Here is a 16014-nt window from a genome sequence, read left to right on the forward strand (position 1 = left end):
ATTCCAGATCCACCAATGGGAAAACAATTACAAGTGGATTTTGGAGAATACAAAGCTAAGGATCAGAATAATCAAGAGAAGCATTTATGGTTTATATGCCTTGTCTTATCAAATTCGAGATATAAATATGTGGAATGGTTAGATCGGCCTTTCACTACTAGGGATGCTTTACGGTGCCACGAACATGCATTTCAGATGTTCGGAGGCATTACAGAAGAAATTGTTTATGATCAAGATCATCTGATCAGTAAAGATGAAAACGCTGGTGATTTAATCCTCACTGTAGAATTTCAAAGTTATGTAAAAGAGCGCAGCTTTCGGGTTCAGCTATGTAGGAAAAGCGATCCTGAAAGTAAAGGTCGAATAGAAAATGTAGTTGGTTATGTTAAAAAGAATTTCGCTAAAAATAGAGTGTTTACAAATTTAGAAAAATGGAATGAGCAGTGTTTACATTGGTTGGAACGAACCGGAAATTATAATGTTCATAACACAACAAAAAAGAGACCAGTTGAAGTGTTTGCCCTCGAAAAGCCACACTTACGACCAATCTCTTCAACGATCAACTTCTCTAATGTTGATACTGCTAGTATAACAAGGTCTGTCAGGAAGGACAATACTGTACGATATTTATCCAATCGGTACTCGGTACCACTAGGAACCTATAAGCAGCATAGAGATAATACAGTTTATTTAGAGATTAAAAATGATCGATTAATTATCAGATATAGTCCTGACGGACAAGTACTGGCAGAACATAAAATTGACTCTGGCAAAGGACAGCTTATTCAAGACAGACAACATACAAGAGATCGAACACAAGGTATTAATGCTTATATAGAAACGATTTCAAAGCGATTTAATCAACAAGAAATGGCCTTAGAATTCTTAGAGAAGATAAGAGAAAAATATCCACGATATATACGTGACCAGTTACAAGTTATATCTAAAGCGATCAATAAAAATGAACAAATTGCAAATCAAGCTCTTGAATATTGTGTATCTCAAAAACTATATAGCGCCAATGACTTTTTTGATATTGTGAGCTTTTTGATCCGTGAAAAGGATAATAAGGATGAATCAATGGATTCCATTCTCAAAATAAAGCTTACTAATCAAGTGGATGAGGCCGTTTTAAAAGCTAGGCCAGAGGAACGGAAAATGGATATTTACATGAATATTTTAAGAGGAGAAGTTATTAGATGAGTATAGCGATAGAATCATTGCAGGATCAATTGAAACATTTAAGGTTATCAGAAACCGCACAAGAGTTGCCTACTTTTTTAAGGGAAGCAGAAAGTACAGATATTTCCTACAAAGAGTTTCTTTATAAAATTCTAAGTTATGAACAAAAACGCAGAGAAGAAAAACAAGTTGAAAGGAGAATTAAATGGGCGCAGTTCCCTTTTCATAAAACGTTAGAAGATTTTAAATTGGACGAACAACAATCGTTAAGTAAAAAACAATTGAATCAATTAAGTCAATTAACATGGTTAGAGCAACAATATAATTTAATATTATTAGGGCCGCCAGGTGTGGGGAAAACACTCCTGGCGACTGGGTTAGGTATGACAGCTATTCAAAAAGGATTTAAAGTAGCATTTGTGACAATGGGGGAGTTAGTACATCTGTTAAAGACACGAGAAATGATCCGCAAATCTCAGGTTAGAATGAATAGAATAATTGATTCTGATTTAGTGATAATTGATGATTTAATGTTCATGGCAATGGATAAAAGAGAAGCAAACCTCTTCTTCCATTTGATCAACCAATTATACGATCGTTCGTCTATTATACTAACTTCTAATAAAGGTCCAGAAGAATGGGGAGATTTACTAGGAGATCCTGCCATTACAACAGCCATATTAGATCGTATTATTCATAAAGCTGAAGTCATTCATTTAAATGGGGACAGTTATCGTATGAGACATCGATCTACCATTTTTGAAGGGGAAACTGTTCAAAAATAATGATCGGAAATTGTTCAATTCTACTTGACGGTCACAATGCGATTTTAAACGGAGATAGTTATATGATTCAATTCATGATTTTGGCTATTGTCGGCATTGTTCTATATGGCATTGGCATTCGTGTATTCAAAGAAAAGGACTTACCGCTTTAATGTGAATGTTTACACAAAAAGAGGCAATACCTGTTTTCTATGGTAGTGCCCTTTTTTGAAGAATTTATTTTCTAAAACCTGCAGCAAAGAATGGACCATTCCATTAACTGTAATGGTCGATAGTATATGAGCGATTTCTTCAGGAGATTCTTTCCGGTCACTATTCAACCATTGCTGAATGACCCCAATATGAGCAGATGCAATATAAGAAGCTAAATATTGTCTTGGAACAAGTAAATTCTCCTATTCTATGATTTCGTTTGGAATGTTCTCAAATATCGTCTAACCTAGGTAGCATGGCATGCAAAAATTTCCTTCCCAACATTGATTGTTTTAGCTATTGTTCACTACTTTTGGCAAAAATATTGTGATAAAAAAGAGGGACAAGCAGCCTTTGTTGCCATTGATGAAACTAAACTTCAAAAACAAAACGACATTTCAGTTCCGGGATACTATGCAATCTTACCGGTACTACCACTCATTCTTATTTTAATTGTTGGTGTAATGGCAATGTTTGTTGAAAATATTAAGATGGATATTTTCGTATTAACATTTATTTCATTCTTTATTGCTCTAATAGTTGAAGTTATTCGGAAAAGGTCCTTTAAGAATGTGCAGGAATCTGCAACTGAAATATTTAAAGGGATGGGTCAAGGATTTAGTCAAGTTGTTATGCTAGTTGTTGGTGGCTCATTATTTACAGTGGGGATTCAATCTCTTGGTGTAATTGATAGTTTATTATCTTCAGTACAGTCATCATCCTCTGCAGGTATCTTTACATCATTATTCTTTAGTGGTGCTACTGCATTATTTGGTATTTTAAGTGGTGGTGGTCTAGCCATGTTCTATGCAGTTATCGATTTAATCCCTAATGTGGCTTCGAAAGCTGGAATCGATGGTATAGTAATTACACTACCAATGCAAATGATTGCAAACTTAGCAAGAACAATTTCTCCAGTTGCTGCAGTTGTAATGATTGTTGCATCAACTGTAGGTGTTAGCCCTGTCAGAATCTTAAAACGGACGGCTGTACCAACAATAATCGGTATCATTATGGTGGTTGTGCTATCACTAATAATCTTACCTTATTAAAGTCTTGATTGGATAGGATAATCTTAAGAATACTATCTAATTTACAGGCTATCTCGCTTGCCTTGCTCCCCTTAAAGTAGCCAGAGTAAAAAACTGTTTAAGCTTAGGGGAGTTTTCTTGTGTTTAGTAAACGATTAAATAGATGCGTAATGTGGTTATTGTTTACACTGTTAAGGTAACTACAAAAAAAAGTATTGATACGTGCTTGATTTCAAGGCTCTTTTCACTTTGTGGAAAGGGTCTTTTTTATCCCTAAAAAGAGACAATGAGATACGTAAAAGAACACCATCTATTATCAAAAAAAAGCCCAAGAAATTTGACGAAATTTGTATAATGAATTATCTGGATTTTCTGTTAACAATGACTAAAATTGTAAATAGGAACGTTTCTGTCAGAGAAGGTTAAAGGGGGTCGATAAAAAGAGACTTCTTGGTTGACTGCGGTGTGTCAAAATATTGCTGAATACCCGAATTTGTTATCAAGTGAGCTCAAGATTGATGGAGGAAAATTTAGAAAATTAATCAGACCACAAAATCAATTCTTCTTATCTAAATGGACTTTTTGAAATATGACGTACTAAGTTTGTTTCGCTGACAGAAATTGAGTGTTTTTAATATGTCATATACTGTTATTCACGACTGTTTATTCGATTACTATATTTATCACTTGAATTCTACTAGCCAGATGAATGTTGTTGGAGCACTGGTTACTGGGCGTACTGCAGTAGGTAGTTATAACAATAACCAAAAAGCTGAGACAATATACCCAGGTGATGCTAAAAGAGTAATTAAGTTAAAAGGATATTACAACTAATTATAGAAATAGGGTGTATCATTGCAATGTTTGGATTGGAATAAATTTATATTGACCTGATAAATGACTAAAGTATGTTAGAAAGGAAATTAAGAAAATTAGTGATAAATTTTGTTATGTTAATTTCCATATAATCGTAAAAATTTAAGGAGGAAACTCAATGAAATATATTTATATGTTAGTAATTTTATTTACTCTAAGTGCATGTTCATCGACAGCAACGGAAAAAAGCAACGAAAATAAAGCTAATTATAATGAAAATTCGCCAGGAAATAAACAAAATGCATCACAAACATCCTCTGGGTATTTCGCTAAAGATGAAGGTAAACTATCTACTCACGATTCAGCAATAGCTTATGAAATGTGTGCGAAAGTACTAGATGATTACTATAAAGCGATATGGAACGGTACGGATATCGACCTGGATGCATTTATCGAAAACGATAATCTGAAACGATATACACAAAAGAAAATTCAATCCCAACATGATTTGTATGCCGAATTTAATAATAAAGTAGAAAATATTAAAATTGGCGACAAAAAAGTGGAATTTACAGACGATAAGGATGGAGGTTATCTTTATTTAAAATTGCCGGTTGAAATTAATATGACTACAGGTAGTCGTGGTGAAGTAACAGAGTTTCTTGTACGTAATATAAAAGGCAAGCTATTCATTGTTGATTGGTACTCTGGCACAAAAGATAGTTATGATTTCACGGTGCGTGGAGAAAATCAAACAATTAACAACCCCGATATATGGAATGACGGTGAATGGGTAAAAAAGTTAGATAGTAAAATGGAGATGTAAAAAGCAAAGTGATAAAATTGCATTGGGTAAAAGGATTTTAAAGATTTTAGTATATGAGAGTTACGATTAGTATTTAGAAAAGAGCAAACGGAAGACTGTTCATAACTTCAACATACATTAAAGAATCATCTAGAAACAAAAAAAGTAAGATAAGAGTAAAATAAAATGGAAAGAGCTTCTCATAATTGCTCTTTCCATCTTGTTACTATTATGTTCGATTCCAAAACCGCTGTTGGGCAATGGCAGCAACAAATTCGCTACCGAAATTCGGGTTATTTGCCGCAAACACAACCCCAGCTAAATTGTTATTTGACGATGTTTGAATATAATTTTGCGCTGAAGAGGCAACACCAACTGGTTTATAATTTTTATATGCTACATGGAAAAATTCCTCCATTACCATATTAAACTTTGCTTGATTTCTTGCATTGCCACCTACAATGTATAGCGAATCATAAAGGTAAGGACTAGCGGTAAAGAAATTTCGTTGGACTTTCAGTTGTGTGCCATTTGCACCAGTAACAGTACCGAGTGTTTCGCTAACAATTTCAACAAAAACCCCATTTTGATGTAACGTTTTTAGTACATTTGTTACTTCCGTGTCGTCAAATCCTTCACCAATTAATACACCGACCTTTTGAGTTTGTGCGAATTTCGGTGTATTTTCTTGACTAAGAGATGGATAGCGAGTGGACACAGGTACGTGATTTCCAGTTGGGCGCTGAACTCCTATATTATCTGCCACAATAGAAGCGAGTTCTTTATCGACATTCACAAGTAAATTGACATTTTGTTGGCGAATCGATTCACTGATGACATTCCCAAGTTGATAGCTAAATCCATCAATTGTTGCTTGCTTTTCAGTTGGCGTTAAGCTATTCCAAAAAATCCTAGTTTGACTAAAGAAATCATTAAATGATTCACTTCTACCGCGAATTACGTGACCTTCTACCCGTTTTGGATAATGGACATAACCTCCTTTTTCAGGTGGAGTGGTGTATGGGGTATTATTTGCTAATGAGTTGTTGCGATAATTGACTTGATCGACATCAATTCGCTGTCTCATGAAACCACGTCGTGTGTTGTTTGTAAACGGACAAAGCGGGCGGTTAATCGGTAATTCATCATAGTTGGCACTGCCAAGTCGATGTTGTTGTGTATCTCGGTAAGCAAATAGTCTTCCTTGAAGAACTGGGTCATTAGAAAATCCAATACCTGGAACGACGTTAGCTGGGTTGAATGCGACTTGTTCAGATTCTGTATGATAGTTATCAATATTTCTATTTAAAGTTAGTTTCCCAATAATTTCAACTGGTACTAACTCCTCTGGCCAAAACTTTGCGGGATCTAAAATGTCAAAATCGAACTTAAATTCATCTTCTTGTTTAATTAATTGTACCCCAAGTTCGTACTCAGGGAAAAACCCACGATCAATCGCTTCACGAAGATCTTTCCGGTGAAAATCAGGATCAATTCCACCGAGTTTTATTGCCTCTTCTTGCGTCAAGGAATGAACTCCGAGAACAGGTTTCCATACGAACCGAACAAAGGTAGCTACACCTTCTTCATTTATAAATAAGTAAGTATTAATGGACCACGACTCCATCATTCGATAACTTCTTAAAATACCTCTAGGTGACATAATCCATGTGACCATATGAAGTGACTCTGGGTTATTAGCCACATAGTCCCAAAACCGATCATGGGCACCAGTAGCTGTCGGAATATCATCATCTTGCTTAGATTGATAGGCATGAATTACATCGGGGAACTTCATCGGGTCTTGTACGATTAACACAGGCATGGCAATCATTGTTAGGTCATAATTGCCTTCTTCCGTATAAAACTTCACACCTTTACAACGTAAGTCCCGAGCAGTATCATACGACCCTCTTGAACCTTGAACAGTGGAAAAACGAACAGTTACTGGCGTCTTTTTACCAGGTTTCTGTAAAAAACCAGCCATCGTTACATGTCTCATTGACTTGTAACATTCAAACTCACCGTGGGCACTGTAACCTCTAGCATGAACGACTCTTTCTGGTATCTCTTCTCGGTTAAAATGTGCCATTTTTTCCAAGAAGTAAAAATCCTCGATTAACCCTGGACCACGTTCCCCAGCTTTTAAAATTTCGCTATCATTCGATACTTTTAATCCTTGTTTCGTAGTTAATGGTTTCCCAGTATTTTTTATACGGTATTGATCCAGTTGCTGCTGTTTGGCATCATTGGTAGGTTTGAGGTTTCTTGATGATTTTTCGTCCATATGATCACCCATCCTAACTATTATAATTTAAATACCATATATATCCTATGCCTCTTTTCTGAATTTATAACTTTTTTTATAAAAAAACTACTGATTAAAAAGAGGTAAGGATAATTTTCCAATCTCTTCCATTAGCAGAAGGAAAAATTGTCTTTGACGAAGTTTTGGCTAAGCAGTATCTTGAAAATAGTTTGGAAAGAAATCTCAAAATATCGCGTGTGGAAGAAAACCGATATTCTCCTAACCCGAATTCCTTTTTAAAGAATGATGTCCATGTAGAATTTCTGGATTTTATAGACGATCGTGTTGCTCGTACTTACCCTTTTGTTTATAATCCACCTTACAATAACATCGTAGAAAGGATTAACGGACCGTCAGTAATTGCGGTTATTACGACGAAAAGTCCACGTTGGTTTTATGGTAAAGAAACAATTATACGACAAGCTGCGGTATATGAATACAAAAAATAGAACAAATTTTTACAACTTTGCCCTTTCCTTACATTATTGTTGAGTAATAGATTGCTATCTAAATAAATTCCTTTTATAATAGAGACAAGTATATTATTATTTTAATTTTTTGATAGCAACCTAACTGTTAGGTTAGCAGGCTAGGAATCTCAACAATAACTGGTCCTTTGGGGCGGAAGTTAAGCGAATGTTAGTATTTATATTTCTAACGTTCTATTAATTTTACTCCTGAAGGGCCTTTTTTGTTGAAATTTATCTCAGGAGAGGAGCAATTATTATGATTAAAAAATTAATTACACGAGAGGAAAGTTCTAGCAAATGGACAGGGATTATCCTTGTTATGGTAACGATGTTGTTAGCATCATGGTTATTCGGAGGTATTTCAGAGGTTAGTGCTAATGGCACTAATGGAAAACAAGAATGTAAGATGACGATTGACCTTAGCAAACACACTTATTCTAGCCCTGCTTATGCAGATGGTATTTGTGGTGAACCTAATTATAAAGATGCAATTTTTGGTTACTATAGTCAAGATGGCAGGATAGTTGTAATGTACACTGGTTTATTTGACTACATTACAAAAAATGGTCAACAGTTAGATGTTGGTATTCCTTTTTTAGACGTTGTTTTAACCGTTTATTATGTAGAAGGTACTCCTGATAAGCCTAAAGAGGAACAACCATCAACTCCTCCTAAAGAGGAAAAACCGAAGGAGGAACAACCAACAAATCCTCCTAAAGAGGAAAAAACAAATAACCCTCCAAAAGTAGAGCAACCGGAAGAGGAAGTTAAGAAGCCAGTGACTACTAGTCCCACTCAAAATACTGGTTCTCAATCTAAAACATCCACTTCTAAGCTAACTCCACCATCTAGTGAAAGTGAGGGGAAGAGGGATACTGATAAAAATGAAACAGGAACAAATAAGCAAAAAGATTCAAAAAATGAAGTTATAGTTGAAAACGAGAAAGATGTAGAACCTGAAATTCAAGAAGATGATAATGGAGCAATTGAACCTGAAGAAAACGATTCTAATGAAATAAAGGATGATGAAGAACAATTATCCGAGCAAGTAAATGATGACCCAACTGATTTAGATGTTACTGAACAAGTTTCTGGTGAAATGGAAAAAACAGAAACATCATCATGGGGTACTTTTTCATGGATAGTCGTTATACTCCTTCTTCTAGGACTTGGTTTTTCAATCTACTACTTCATTCGTAAAAAACGTAATTAAACAAATGTCGCCTTTTACCGCCACTTTGGTAAAGGGTGACTCTCTTGCAATTATCATATTTTATCATTATTAACGGATACTCAGCATATTTACATGCTTTAATATAAATTAAAAAATAAAACTCGAAAGGAGGTGAATGTGTATTTGAAACGTATTTTAAACTTATGCATGGTTCTAACATTAGCGGTTATATATTTCACGTTTTTCAGTCCTCCAGAAGTTACCCATGCTGCAAGTCACCCATATGATGTTCCTACAAATATTAGAAATAATTGGAGTAATACATATGGTGACAAGACCTATTCAAGTACTACTGGAAGAAAAATCATTTATGACATTTATTCCGGTAAGCATATAAGTGGCGGTTATGAAATTGTAAACAGAAATTATAACAACAAGGGAACTCAACCATATATACATTTTACTGGGTGGTCTATTAACTTTGGTAGACAACATCATACTTCTAGCAATCACAACACTTATATAGTGGCAATGAGTGGAAGTGATGTGAAAATATATTCAACAATACCTATTAATATTTCAGCAACAGAGGATGTTGAATATAACAAACAAGCTTCTACAGCAACCACCGTTTATAACCGTTGTGGTAACTCAGACCGAAATAAAGTAAATACAACTTGTAATATGGAATATGACAATGTAGGATTTCATGCTTACTTACCATTAAAAGACCTTTTTCCGAGTAACACTTCATCAAAATCATGGGATTTGTATATTGTAAAGGAAGTAAATGGACATATAGTATATACCCGGTTAATTTTACCCTTTAATTTTAATAACCTTTCTTATAATACAGGGCAAATTTCATTAAGTAGTGGAGTTAATGCAAACAACCTAATTATGAATGCTACTCCTGTTATAAAGAGAACTTCCGTAACAGACACATCTTCAAGTTCAGTTAGAGGTTACTTTGTATTAGGAAACACTTACACAAGGGTTGGGCAAAATGAAAGTTCTACTACAGTTTGGTATCAAGTTCGAGATCCTGTGTCCAATTCTAACCGTTGGGCGAGTTCTACCTATTGGCGATTTGGAGGGGACCAGGCAAAACTCACATTCACCCCTGAAAAAGTACCACCAGTTCACCAATCCCACAGTATTACGGGAGCTAACTATGTAAGTGGGAATGATTATTGGGTGGTTCCGAATAAACAAATTACCATTACTCTTCGTCAACGTGATACAGGGGTAGGGAAATTATATCAATATATTCGATTGTTGGGGAACTATGATATTAGGTCAAGGCACGATTTCACCAATAGTTCAACGACAAACAAATCACTAGTCGGTTCGTACCCTCAATCCAATTCACACATAAGTATAGATTCCGCAAACCGCACAGAAAATAGTAACGGTTATGGGAAAGTGGATTGGAAGGTTACTCCGAAAACTCACGGACATAACTATGAAGTCCAATGGCACTATCGAGATAGGGCGAAAAACAATCGAGGCTATGATACTAATGACGGCAAGACCAACATGAGAATTCGTGTAGATGGTGTGGCTCCTACATTACATTCATTTGAATTAACAGGTGAAAATTATACTAGTGGAAATACTTATTGGGTAAGACCAAATACAGCTATTAATATAACGTTAAGACAGCATGATGATGGATCAGGGAATAAAAGACAGTACCTAAAATTTTTAGATGGGAATATTGATATACGTTCATGGCATAATTACCAACTTAGTGACACATCTCAACAGCAATGGTATCAGATACTGTTGGACCAATGGCCCGTTCGATATCTGATTTAGTATTGATGCTAACAGTTATGGCTGGATATAACTTCAAAGATCCAAATAGTTTAAATGTGTCCATACCTAGTTATACGGAGGGACTTAATAAGGGAATCAGCGGTTTAAAGATAGGTATTCCTACTTATTACCTCAAAAAATTAGACCGAGATGTTGAGCAACTTTTTAATCGTGCCATATCAGCATTACAATATTTAGGTGCAGAAATAAAAGAACTCGAAGTTCCGGAATTATCTTTAGCAACATTTGCGGCATATATGATAGTTACGGGCGAAGCAGCAAATCGTCATTACAAATGGTTACAAACTAACTCGGAAGACTATTCACCTGATAATCGCTCCTTCTTTTTAGCAGGAGCATTAACAAATACGCCAAAGTACGTTAAAGCTCAGCAAACAATAAGAATACTTGTGCGCTCAAACAGATTCCATTAATTGTAATCCACCCTTTTTTTGAGAAGAGCAGTTGTCCATACGAGCACGATTGATCCCATTTATATAGAGTGATTGCTAAAAAATAACAAATGACTGTTTAATATAAATTAATGTCGGAATTGGTGGCGAATGGGTGGTTGGAAGTACTTCGGTTGCTCCGTTGCCATTAGTCCGAATGGAGAAATTCTTACTCGAGGCTACTATGGTGAAAAAGGAGGAGAAATATTGTATATTGAAGTTTAAGGGCTATTTAAGGGGGCGAGAGAAATGATTGTTGAATTAACCCGCTTTAAAGTAAAAAAAGGAAAATCAGAACGTGTCAATGAATGGTTACATTTTTTAAATGAGTATATGGATGATGTCCTCGTTACGTTAGAGGGTGAGAAAATGTATGTAGAAACGATATTTAGAGAAAAAATAGGGGAAGATGAATTTTTATATTGGTATTCTGTTCAAGGTGAAGGTGGGCAAGAAGTTGAGCAGTCAGACCATTGGATTGACAAGAAACACTTACAATTTTGGCGCGAATGTATTGATGAAACCTATGCACCAGTCGATTTAAATACAGAAGTTGTTATGATTCCCAAAAAGATAAGAGAAAATATGAAATAAAGTTTTCAGCCTCAACCAAAGAGGTTTTTTTATCTGGCTAGTAGTAGGACGGAATTTTTTTCTGTAAAAAAATCTTCTATTAACGAATGTAACATAGAGAGGAAAATGTTTTATGAAAAAAATTAAGTTGCCTGTATCTGTATTGAACTTAGTCCCCCTTCGTCAAGGACATAGTACGAAGGATGCGATAGATGAAATGGTGACGTTAGCAAAAGCAACAGAAAAAATGGGTTACCTCCGATACTGGATTGCGGAACATCATAACATGGGTTCTGTCGTAAGTTCAGCAACTGCAATATTAATCAAACATACATTAGAACAGACAAATAATATTCGAGTAGGTGCTGGAGGGATTATGCTGCCAAACCATTCTCCGTTAGTAGTGGCGGAGCAATTCGGGACGATGGCAACAATTTACCCTAATCGAGTTGATTTGGGGCTAGGCCGCGCCCCTGGTACAGACGGATTAACAGCAAATGCACTGAGGCGTTCTCAACATCAGGCAGTAGAACAATTCCCGAAAGAAGTAATGGATATTTTACAATATGTTGGACCCGAAGAAATTCAAGGGCCAGTACGCGCCATTCCTGGTATCGGCACAAATGTACCAGTATATATACTAGGATCCTCCATTTCTTCCGCTCATTTAGCAGCTAGACTTGGTCTTCCTTATGCTTTTGCTGCCCATTTTGCACCAGCACAAATGGAGGAGGCCTTTACCATTTATCGCAGTCAGTTCAAACCGTCCGTTTATTTAGAACAGCCTTATACGATTGCTTGTGTGAATGTAATAGCAGCGGAAAGTGACGAGGAAGCGAACTTTCTATTAACAACTTTGCAACAGCTATTTTTCGGTATTATTACGAATAAAATCGAACCGTTAAAACGACCAGTAGAAAATATGAAACAATTATTAAGTCCTTTTGAAATAAATTTATTGAATGGGCGAATGGGAATTGTTTTTTCCGGTGATAAGAATAGCATTTACAAGCAATTAATGAATTTCCAACAGCAATTTGTCGCCGATGAAATAATGGCCGTTACATATATATATGATCAAGAAAAACAAGTACGATCATATGAGATTTTTAAAGAAGTGGTAGACAATCTATAAAATTTGCTGAGGATTTTGGCGGGACACTAGTGGAGAAAGTTGTGCAATTTTTACGGTTATAAGCCCTCCGAAACCACTGCCCATTGTGGAGAACGTACAACTTAATCAATTGAAAAAGGGGATGAGAAGTTGCGGGAGGAAATAGAAAGCAAATTTCATGGTTATGAAGTCCCACAACAAATATATCAGTTAATAGATTTAGAGGAGAAACTGAATAAACGCAGGTTGTCACTTTCCCAAATTGGGTTTTCCCCCGATTTTGAACAGAACTTCTACTCGATTACACCACCAGATTTTATTCCTTTTGCTTCAACGGGAGGGGACGGAATTTGCTTTGGTTTTCTAACTGATTTTGGTATTTATAAAGATTTAACAGAAGCCCCGGTTGTTTGTGTGACGCCAACGAATGATCCTCCCCTGCGCTTGGTGGCCAGAAACTTACGTGAATTTTTGAATATAGCGTATTCCGTTCCATTTGTTGAATTGCTAGAAATGTTTTGGGAGTTTGAAAAAGCGGAGCAAGTTCAGGAAGTGTTAACAGAAGTGGAAAAGGACACTGGTTTCCTAGTAAAAAGGAATAGGGGGAAAATATTTAGAGCTTTACAACAGACATTTCAGCTAGAAAAGATAGACGTTCTAGATTATTTGAAAACAGTGAAAAGGGAGCGGGAACAGTCAATTATTATTCCGACTATGGATGGATTAGGGGTTGCTTGTCCTGATATTCCATTTATATCTTACAATAAATATGCATTCAACTTGGAAGCAGGGATTAGCGATTCAGAATTAGAGCGAATGAAGAACTTTATCAAAAAGGCGAATAAACTAGAAAAATTAGCGTTTGTTCGTGATGCAAATTACCGGTATATTTTAACCAAGTCAGATGACTGGGCTGTATTAGAATTAGTTATTGACTTACTAGAATCATTAAGTTTATTCTGCGAAGCTAAAGTAATGGAAGGTGAATAATTATTTTATAAAAATATATTAGGAAAGTTATCCATTTTGAAAAAGCGGGGGATAAGGAAAATGAACATACGTAATATTTTTTGTATCGGTCGTAACTATGCAGATCATGCGAAGGAGTTAGGAAATACCGTACCAAAATCACCGATTTTTTTCTCAAAACCAACCCATTCATTAACTTTTGCTAATAGACAAGAAGTTTCGCTACCTAGTGATAAAGGGGAAATCCATCACGAGTTGGAAATCGTATTGTATATTGGTAAAAAGGTGAAGGATGGCTCACAAGTTGATGATGTAGTAACGAAAATGTCATTAGGGATAGATTTCACATTGAGAAATTTGCAAACAAAGTTAAAGAACCATGGTTATCCATGGTTACGGGCAAAAGGATTCCGCAATTCAGCGGTTTTAACAAATTTTTGGGATTTCCCTGGGACTCAAAGTTGTCAACTAAATGACTTTTCGTTAGTAAAAAATGGAGAGACTGTTCAAAGTGGAAATATCCAGGAAATGATATTTGATTTTCAAACAATAATAAACCATTTGCACAATGAGTTCGGTTTAGATGAAGGAGATATCATCTTTACAGGAACCCCAGAAGGAGTAGGACCAGTTAGTAATCAAGATTTGTTAATAATGTTCTGGGGAGAACAGGAAAAAGGGCGATTTGTCATTACTATTTAATTATAATAAAATTTAACAGAATAGTTGCTAATTTTATTCAAAAATAATAATTCATAAAAATATTTCCCCGGGAAATAATATTTCCTGCGAAAAAGTTTCCCGTTGCCTTTTTCTTCACAAATAAATGTGACATTTACTTATACAATAAATGAATAAATCTTGATAACTAATGAGAACAGGCCTTTATTTAGTAAGATAAATAATAGTGGGTAAAGGGCGCTACACTTGTAGCAACAGCATATATATTATTTGTCAAAGAAGTGGAAATATTTTATTTGAATGAAGAGAGCCAGGGTCTCAATGTTTCTGGCCTACTTCCATGGAGCTATTCCAAGGAATTAAGCAGATAGTCCCTTGTAATTGCTAAAATTCAAAATGGAGTGCGACGGCACGGACTGGTGAGCCGTCAAGCCCGACGATTTTTAATGGTGCAGCAACAATAAGGGGATTATCGAAGTCGATTTGGTCAAGATTACAGATGTTTTCTCCGATAATTCCACCGCTACTTAATAATGCCCTGTGGCCAGCATAGGAGCTTCCATCAGGAGGGTCAATGTTCATAGTATCAATAAAGATACTTTTAACCCCTCGTTTCATTAATTCCTTAATTACCGTTAATTCTATGTAAGGATGTTCAAAATACTGCTCTGTTCCAAGATACTCCATCCAACCAGTGTGAAAAAGAGCGATATCCCCCGCTTCTACCGTAGTTAGCGTTTGTTTAACATCCTCAATTGTAATTGGACTCGACTTTTCCTTCCCGCGGACTTCAAAAATCACCCCTCTACCAATAAACTGTTGCAACGGTACTTCATCGATTTTTTTTCCATTTTGAAAAAAGTGATTTGGTGCATCCACATGAGTACCACTATGAGTTCCTAAGTGCAAAACACTTAAATTATAGCCATCTTCCTCAACAAAGCGAATCTTATCAAAACTAGGTTGTGGATCGCCTGGAAAAACAGGTATTTCTTCCGCAAGTGGAATGGTTAAATCAATAATTTTTTTTACTTTCATAAGAAACCCCTTTTTTTATCAATTAACTATTTTTAATATAGCAAAGGAAGCTGTCCATGCAAAGTTGGATATCTAAATATAGCCATATTGCAAATAAATGGGACTTATTTCCTGAATTAGTTTTTAAAATATGAAAATAGTCACAATTTCCGAAAATAGAAGGAAGTTATAAAAAAGGATGGAATATATAATATATAAGAGCGCTCTTATAAATTGTTTGAATAATAACCGTATTGGAAGGATTTAGTTGAAAAAAGTTGTTATTTGCTTAATCACTGCTTTCTCATTGATGTATTTACCATTTACAGCAAATGCCGCTGTTATTACAAAGGATAGTGGTGGTAATACCTTTAAAAAGGCTTGGGAATTAACTGCAAGCGGAAGTAATTGGTTGATGAGGTATGGATACAATACAACATGGATCAACGAGGATTATACCCATACAACACATACAAATAGAAATCATACTGCTATTGTAACAAATGGAAGAGGATCTTTTTCAAAAAGTGCCAAAGATGGAAAGTGGGCTAAAATTGAGGTTCGACATAGTGGAACTTCTGTACAATATAGCATTAGCTATTAATTATCTCTGATACACCAATT

General features: G+C 35.5%; 15 protein-coding genes and 1 pseudogene. 13 read left to right on the forward strand and 3 right to left on the reverse strand.

The features are described 5' to 3' along the window. A partial coding sequence (locus tag BN1242_RS01550; protein ID WP_062350387.1) for an IS21 family transposase occupies positions 1-1203 on the forward strand: 1203 nt, incomplete at its 5' end. Beyond that, a complete protein-coding gene (istB, locus tag BN1242_RS01555) occupies positions 1200-1967 on the forward strand; it encodes an IS21-like element helper ATPase IstB (RefSeq protein WP_062350390.1) in 768 nt (255 codons plus the stop codon). The genes BN1242_RS01550 and istB, both read left to right, overlap by 4 nt. Positions 1968-2183: 216 nt before the next feature. On the opposite strand, the pseudogene BN1242_RS13315 reads toward istB, so the two are convergent. After that, a pseudogene (locus BN1242_RS13315) lies at positions 2184-2362 on the reverse strand (TetR-like C-terminal domain-containing protein); the annotation flags it as partial. Between the two features lie 66 nt (positions 2363-2428). Between BN1242_RS13315 and dcuC the strand changes: the two are divergent. Both dcuC and BN1242_RS01565 read left to right on the forward strand, forming a co-directional pair. After that, positions 2429-3211 (forward strand): C4-dicarboxylate transporter DcuC, encoded by a 783-nt coding sequence (gene dcuC, locus BN1242_RS01560; protein ID WP_077216070.1) that lies wholly within the window; start codon positions 2429-2431, stop codon positions 3209-3211. A 973-nt stretch (positions 3212-4184) separates the two neighbouring features. Continuing rightward, positions 4185-4832: a hypothetical protein gene (locus BN1242_RS01565; RefSeq protein WP_062350393.1), complete on the forward strand. Its 648-nt coding sequence runs from the start codon at positions 4185-4187 to the stop codon at positions 4830-4832. 208 nt (positions 4833-5040) lie between these two features. Here the strand turns inward: BN1242_RS01565 and BN1242_RS01570 are convergent, their stop codons facing one another. Next, positions 5041-7098 (reverse strand): catalase, encoded by a 2058-nt coding sequence (locus tag BN1242_RS01570; protein WP_062350396.1) that lies wholly within the window; start codon positions 7096-7098, stop codon positions 5041-5043. Between the two features lie 164 nt (positions 7099-7262). On the opposite strand from BN1242_RS01570, the gene BN1242_RS01575 reads away from it, so the two are divergent. The 8 genes from BN1242_RS01575 to BN1242_RS01610 all read left to right on the forward strand — a co-directional run bounded on the left by BN1242_RS01575 (position 7263) and on the right by BN1242_RS01610 (position 14394). Beyond that, complete coding sequence (locus BN1242_RS01575) at positions 7263-7568, forward strand: hypothetical protein (protein WP_062350399.1); 306 nt, start codon at positions 7263-7265, stop codon at positions 7566-7568. A gap of 277 nt (positions 7569-7845) precedes the next feature. Next, positions 7846-8802 carry a prolipoprotein diacylglyceryl transferase gene (locus BN1242_RS01580; protein ID WP_062350402.1) on the forward strand — a complete coding sequence of 319 codons (957 nt, stop codon included), beginning with the start codon at positions 7846-7848 and terminating at the stop codon, positions 8800-8802. 144 nt (positions 8803-8946) lie between these two features. After that, entirely contained in the window at positions 8947-10584 is a 1638-nt protein-coding gene (locus BN1242_RS13585; protein ID WP_158661031.1) for a hypothetical protein, read from the forward strand. After that, a complete protein-coding gene (locus tag BN1242_RS01590) occupies positions 10560-11018 on the forward strand; it encodes an amidase family protein (RefSeq protein ID WP_238985064.1) in 459 nt (152 codons plus the stop codon). Before BN1242_RS13585 ends, BN1242_RS01590 begins: the two co-directional genes overlap by 25 nt. Before the next feature lie 267 nt (positions 11019-11285). Continuing rightward, complete coding sequence (locus BN1242_RS01595; protein ID WP_062350411.1) at positions 11286-11630, forward strand: DUF6176 family protein; 345 nt, start codon at positions 11286-11288, stop codon at positions 11628-11630. Between the two features lie 112 nt (positions 11631-11742). Continuing rightward, positions 11743-12744: an LLM class flavin-dependent oxidoreductase gene (locus tag BN1242_RS01600; protein WP_062350413.1), complete on the forward strand. Its 1002-nt coding sequence runs from the start codon at positions 11743-11745 to the stop codon at positions 12742-12744. A 129-nt stretch (positions 12745-12873) separates the two neighbouring features. After that, positions 12874-13713, forward strand: a complete 840-nt coding sequence (locus tag BN1242_RS01605; RefSeq protein ID WP_062350415.1) for an SMI1/KNR4 family protein — start codon at positions 12874-12876, stop codon at positions 13711-13713. Between the two features lie 60 nt (positions 13714-13773). After that, positions 13774-14394, forward strand: coding sequence for a fumarylacetoacetate hydrolase family protein (locus BN1242_RS01610; protein ID WP_203226027.1), 621 nt, complete (start codon positions 13774-13776; stop codon positions 14392-14394). A 363-nt stretch (positions 14395-14757) separates the two neighbouring features. Here the strand turns inward: BN1242_RS01610 and BN1242_RS01615 are convergent, their stop codons facing one another. Then, positions 14758-15411 (reverse strand): cyclase family protein, encoded by a 654-nt coding sequence (locus BN1242_RS01615; protein WP_062350418.1) that lies wholly within the window; start codon positions 15409-15411, stop codon positions 14758-14760. 247 nt (positions 15412-15658) lie between these two features. Between BN1242_RS01615 and BN1242_RS01620 the strand changes: the two genes are divergently transcribed. Then, positions 15659-15994, forward strand: a complete 336-nt coding sequence (locus BN1242_RS01620) for a mediterrocin family bacteriocin (RefSeq protein ID WP_062350423.1) — start codon at positions 15659-15661, stop codon at positions 15992-15994. Positions 15995-16014 lie beyond the last annotated feature (20 nt).

The sequence above is a fragment of the Bacillus kwashiorkori genome (assembly GCF_001375515.1).
In the GTDB taxonomy this organism is placed as follows: Bacteria; Bacillota; Bacilli; order Bacillales; family Caldibacillaceae; genus Bacillus_BK; species Bacillus_BK kwashiorkori.